The sequence below is a fragment of the Microcoleus sp. AR_TQ3_B6 genome (assembly GCF_036702785.1).
Classification (GTDB): domain Bacteria; phylum Cyanobacteriota; class Cyanobacteriia; order Cyanobacteriales; family Microcoleaceae; genus Microcoleus.
On the sequence record NZ_JAUBVJ010000172.1, the window covers coordinates 1 to 5922 of the forward strand.

The following is a 5922-nucleotide window of genomic DNA, read 5'->3' on the forward strand; positions in this document are numbered from 1 at the left end:
GGAGTGCTGTTGAGAATGCCGCTGACTGTGTTGCCGCTAACTGAGGTGAGAACCGGGTAATTTTGCAGGTTGTTGCTGCCTGTATCGGCGTCGCCCAAATCGTTGGTAGTGATACCAGTATTACCGATTAAGTCAATTCCTAATCGTTTGTTGTTAAAAATGCTATTGCGGTTAATAGTGTAGCCGGAAGCTGCAATAATTTCAATGCCACTACCCTTATTGTTAGCAATGAGATTCCTGTCTCCGGCTGTAGTTCCACCAATGACATTATTATTTGAATTTTGAGCAAGGATCAGAATGCCATCGCCCTCGTTCCCTAAAGGCATTGTACCCGTGAAATCAGTCCCGATGAAGTTGCCAGTAATTTTGATGTCTGTTGCTGCTGCCCTCGCCACAAGTATGCCTGCAACGCCATTGCCAGAGATGATATTATCTGTTATTGTGTTGACATTAGGAGAATTGTTTTGAGGGTAACTTAGGATTGTGATCCCAGATAGAGTGTTGCCTGCAGCAGTCGTACCGCTAATATCAGTGCCAATGTAGTTGTCTTGGATGATATTGTTGTTAGTCTGTACCAAAATGCCGCGACCAGAGTAATTTCCGCCCTTTCCAAATCCGTTAATAGCCAATCCTTGAATGGTACTGCCACTGGAATCTTCTGCGCCACCCAAAGGGTTCTTGCCTAAATCTAAACCATTAATAGTAGTCGCACCTGAGGCTGGTTGTTGTAAAGAACTGCCATTGAGTTCAATTATCGGTTTGCTAATAAATCCAGGTTTATTATATCCAGGTTGAGATTGGCCATCGATAATAACTGGGCTGGTGATGACAGGTAAGGCTTGACCAAGGGTAATGCTATGAGGTCCAGGACCGGGAATGTTAAAGTCAATTGTGTCTAATCCGAGATTGAGATTGGCTTTTTCTATCGCATCTCTCAGAGAACCTGGACCGCTATCGGAACTATTGGTAACGGTATAGGTAGTCAAAACAGAGGCATAATTTTGGATCGCGCTTGACTCGAATGCTAGGGGCGATTTAATCTTGCCGATTTTTTCTTCTAGTTCCCAGTTGCCACCTAATTTTGCACTCCCCGTGAGATACTTAGATGCGGCAATATTTGCACCGGTGAGGGATGCAATGCGGTGGAGGAATTCGACACCATCTACGGCTGGTTCATCGAGTCTGCGGTTCGTTTCAACCCCCTTCTCATAGCCAAAATCCTCTAAGGCTAATTCATCGAGTCCGCCGTTCGTTTCAACCCCGGTCTCATTACAAAATTTTTCTAAAGAGGACTGTTTAATGAAATTGTTTTTAGTCGGTTTCAATTGAGATGTTGCACCATTGTCAATAAACCTTTTATCAACGGGCAAGATGCCCGTTCCACAAGAAAATCTACTCTTTGTGGAACGGGCATCTTGCGTGTTCTTGAGAATGGTGCAAGATGTGAGTTTCAACCGACTTTTGCTTTGAGACAGGGAATTTATTCCCAGGCGGACTTTCTGACCAGCGCGGGATGCTGCTACATTGCAGCCGTAAATTAGGATGTCTGCATCAATTGTTAAAGCGCGCCGCCACTGCTGCAATTGCTGGCTATAAGTTTCTAGGTTATCGACAGACAGTCGGGTTTTACCGAGTTGCAAGCTTCCCGGTTCGCCGTGGGAAACTAGATGAATGCTTTCAATATTAGTGCGATTCGCTAACACTTCGCTAATTTGTTCGACTCCATCTCTGTGCGAGTCGATAACTATTGCTTCTACTCCCAATTTCACTCTATCTAGGAGATTTTGATAGTCTGCTACTGCCGCATCGATAAATACTATTGTACTGGGGTTAGGGGTACGATCGCTCTTTTCCCCAAAACTCCCATTGCCCGCGTTGATTTGATTCGGAACTTCGATCGCACCTGCTGATAAAACTCGTATCATGGCTGTGTACCCTGCACCTTAAAGTTAACAATTTTTCATCGATCCAGGACTAGCACACCGGAACTCAAAAAACCCAGTTTATTTGACGGTATAAATACCTCAAGTTGTGAATTTTATGATGGCAAATCGGTTTGTTTGCAAGTCTTAAATTTATGGATTTAGACTATATTGTTGGTTGTTTTGTTTCTTAGTCGCCGAAACAGATTATTTGACAAAATTTTTTTGAAACTCAACTATAGCCAGCATACTTACGCAAGCAAAAAATCTGAGTACAAATACATATTTTTGACTCCTACTAATCGGGGTAAGTCCGCTGGTCTCATATATTTTACCACTCATTAACTGTGTCGTTCGCGCTTCCTATCTAGCTTAGCTAAAAATGCACCGGAAACATCTGCCAAAATACTGATTATCCGATACAAAGCCACCGCACTCAGAATAATACCCGTAGAAAAGCGATCGGACAGTAGGGCGATCGCCGTTGCTTCAAATACTCCCATTCCCCCCGGTGCACCAGGCACAACTAAACCGACAACAAACGCAAAACAAAAAGCACCGAACAAGTGAGGAATATTGCTAAAGTTCACCGGAGTTAAAGCCGTTACTGTTAGCAAAAAACCGCAGCCCCGCAATCCGATAAAACACATTTGTCCGATTAACGGCACTAAAGGATAGCGTTTAATTGGCAAATTAATTTGATGGCGGGACTTGACAGGCAATGTTTTTTTAGCTAGAGTGGAGCTAGACTCTGTAGAAAAGTTTAGTGGCTCGCCCGCAGCCTCCCCAGCCTGGGAATTTTCCCCATTTTTCTTTGATAACTTCAAGCGCTCTACAAATAGAACGATCGGATTTAAAATTCGGGGATGAATCGCTGTTAAAATAGCAGCCAAACCGACAATCCGCAAAAACCAATTGATTTTGTCAAAACAAATCAACCCAATCAGCACCCCGGCCGAAGCCATCAGCAGCGGTTCCAGCAATACGCTGAGAGTAGCAGCTTTCGGGAAAATGCCAGCCTTTTTGGCTTCCAATATTCGACCCCAAAAATGCCAAATATTCCCCGGCAAATACTTGGCAATATTAGTTTTGAGAAAAACTTGAATAGCCCACGCGGCATTTACAGGTTGGCGGAATTCCCGCAAAATGAACATCCACACCCAGCCGACAAAAATTAGAGAAAGTAAAGTGACGCCAAGGGCGATCGCCAGCAACGGAAAACTTTCGGCTCGAATTTGGATATTCGCGACTTCTCGCCAGTGAGTTAAAAAAGCTTTGGTAATAAATAAAAACGTCCCGCCCAAAATGAAATATCGTAAATAAGGCTGGAGACGCGATTTCGCGAGGTTGAAAAAATTCTGAATTCGATGCACGTTTTGTTTTCCCATTTTCCGCTCCCAATTTTGAATTTGGGATTAAGTTATACTGTTTTAAATTCTATATTTTAGATGGGGCCAAGGCAGAATTATGGTTGATTTACATGACATGATATAACGGAATAAATCTGTTTGACCTAACCTGCTGCTGTGCCTCTACAGACTCGGCGCCGAAAAATATCCCTACAGATTGTACACATTGCTCACGTTACAAACTATTTAGTGCTTTCTTAACCACAAACTTAAATTTAAAATCTAAAATTTAGATCGATATACCTCGCTAGGAGTACATTTCTATGGCCGGCCCGAGCCCTGACGGTCTTTCCTATCTTTTAGATGATAGCCCCAACAGTTTCGCCTTGACTCCGGGCTTTTTGACTCCTTATCCTAACGGACTTTTTGCCCTCGGCGGCAACGATTTTATTGTCGGTGCGTCGGATGCCGAGATAATTAGCGGTGATAATGGTAACGATCGCATTCTCGGCGGCACCAATTCCGATACGCTGTTCGGTGGTGCGGGCAACGATTTGCTCAACGGCGGTGCCGGCAGCGACATCCTGTTTGGGGAAGCCGGCAGGGATACTTTGCAGGGAGGTAGGGGAGAGGACGCCCTCAACGGCGGCCGGGGTAGCGACGTTTTAGTGGGCGATGGGGGCAAAGATACGCTGACAGGGGGCTTTGGCCCAGATACCTTTGTCCTCCGCAGCGATACAGCAGTAACCGATCCGGCAGCGGCAGACATTATTACTGACTTTAACAGTTTTGTGGATTCGATCGGACTGACTGACAACCTTACCGAAGCTGACTTGATTCTAGAAGAAATCTCGATCGCCCCCGGTCTTTCCAATACATTAATTAAAATTCGGCAATCCAATGCTATTTTAGGCTTGGTAGCCAACGCATCTCCACAAGACCTAGCCGATACATTCATCTCTGCAACTACCGTATTGGGCAACCAACTCAGCGAAGCTCGCGATTTAGGCGTTTTGGGCGACACTCAAACGATCGCAGACTCGGTTAGCAACGCCAGGCCAGACCGCTTTTACCGCTTTACTTTGCCGGAAACTAGCGACTTTAAATTAACTGTCAGCGGTTTGACGGCGGATGTTGACGTGGCTTTAATTAAAGATCTTAACGGCGACAATTCTATTGACTTTACCGATATTATTGGTGCTTCTCAAGAACCGAGTTTATCGCCCGAGTCGATCGACCTCAACGCTTTGGCAGCCGGAACTTACTTTGTCCGAGTTTATCAATACCAAGGCAGTACAAATTTCACCCTAAATCTGTCTGTAACTCCTGCAACTGTTTCTGCTAACAATCCGAGCAACTTGCAGGGTTTTGACTCTCGTTTTGGGTTCGGTTTGGTAAACGCAGCGGCGGCAGTTGCTCAAGCTCAAGGTACTGCAACTTTTCCTGATGTTCCCGACTTGGGCGGCGACGAGTGGGGCAGAGATTTAATTAAAGCTCCGGAGGTTTGGGCCCGGGGCTTGACTGGAGACGGAATTGTGGTGGCAGTTATCGACAGCGGAGTTGACTACAATCACCCGGATTTGACCGGGAATATTTGGAGCAATGCGGGGGAAACTGGTGTGGATGCGATCGGTCGCAATAAAGCTAGCAACGGGGTTGATGATGACAACAATGGATTTGTGGACGATTTCCGGGGATGGGATTTTGTCAACAACGATAATGACCCGATGGACGATAACAGTCACGGCACTCATATCTCGGGTTTAGTTGCTGCGAAACAAGATGGGGTTGGGATTACTGGCACGGCTCCAAATGCGAAGATTATGCCTTTGAAAATACTCGATGAGGCGGGAGTCGGCAAAATTACGGATGAAATTAATGCGATTAATTATGCCGTGGCAAATGGAGCGAAGGTGATTAATGTAAGTTTGGGCGGCCTCCAGTTGAACGAGCAAGAATTGGATGCTCTTCGAGCCGCTGAAGCTCAAGGGGCGATCGTGATTTCGGCGGCGGGAAATGATGCTCGCCTACAACCAGATTATCCGGCTCGGTTTGCCAATGAGGTAGGAATTGCTGTCGGTGCTGTTAGCCGAAATGGCTTGTTTGCGGATTATTCTAACCTGGCGGGTGCGGAGGGAATTAATTATTTTGTTGCGCCGGGCGGCGACGGCGGCACGGCGAGTTTTGGTGATGTTTATTCAACTGTACCGCTTTCTCAACCGGGGATTCCCTATCGATATTTTGCGGGTACTTCAATGGCAGTGCCGCAGGTAGCTGGGGTGATAGCTTTGATGTTGCAGGCTAATCCGAATCTGACTCCTGCTGATATTAAGAGGATTCTTGCGGCAACTGCCAATCGAGGGGTTTGAATTTGATTTTGTGCTAGCCCCGATGTAGAGGACAACGACAAGGTGCGCATTACGCACCTTGAGTCTCAAGGGAGAGAAGAGGCAAGTGTAGTGGCAGTTTCAACCGCCGATTCTTATCTATGTAGGATCAGTTTCAACCGCCGAGTCCGATCTTAAAAATTGGCGGCGTAACTTAAGTCAAATTGGCGGCACAGAGTGATGCAGCAGTAGTTTGGTCGATCGAATACTAACTCGTAATTCATCTCGCCGTCTATTTTGGTGATGGGCTGCTTTAAGGGGATG

Annotated in this window: 3 protein-coding genes; 1 reads left to right on the plus strand and 2 read right to left on the minus strand. The window is 45.9% G+C overall.

Annotated features, from left to right (window positions below):
• Both QUB56_RS36055 and QUB56_RS36060 read right to left on the minus strand, forming a co-directional pair.
• On the minus strand, positions 1-1925 hold a 1925-nt coding region (locus QUB56_RS36055; RefSeq protein ID WP_332961159.1), incomplete at its 3' end, for a DUF4347 domain-containing protein.
• A gap of 338 nt (positions 1926-2263) precedes the next feature.
• Positions 2264-3310 carry a UPF0104 family protein gene (locus QUB56_RS36060; RefSeq protein ID WP_332961160.1) on the minus strand — a complete coding sequence of 349 codons (1047 nt, stop codon included), beginning with the start codon at positions 3308-3310 and terminating at the stop codon, positions 2264-2266.
• Positions 3311-3594: 284 nt separating this feature from the next.
• Here QUB56_RS36060 and QUB56_RS36065 point away from each other — a divergent pair, with 284 nt between their 5' ends.
• Positions 3595-5640, plus strand: coding sequence for a S8 family serine peptidase (locus tag QUB56_RS36065; protein ID WP_332961161.1), 2046 nt, complete (start codon positions 3595-3597; stop codon positions 5638-5640).
• Positions 5641-5922: the final 282 nt, after the last annotated feature.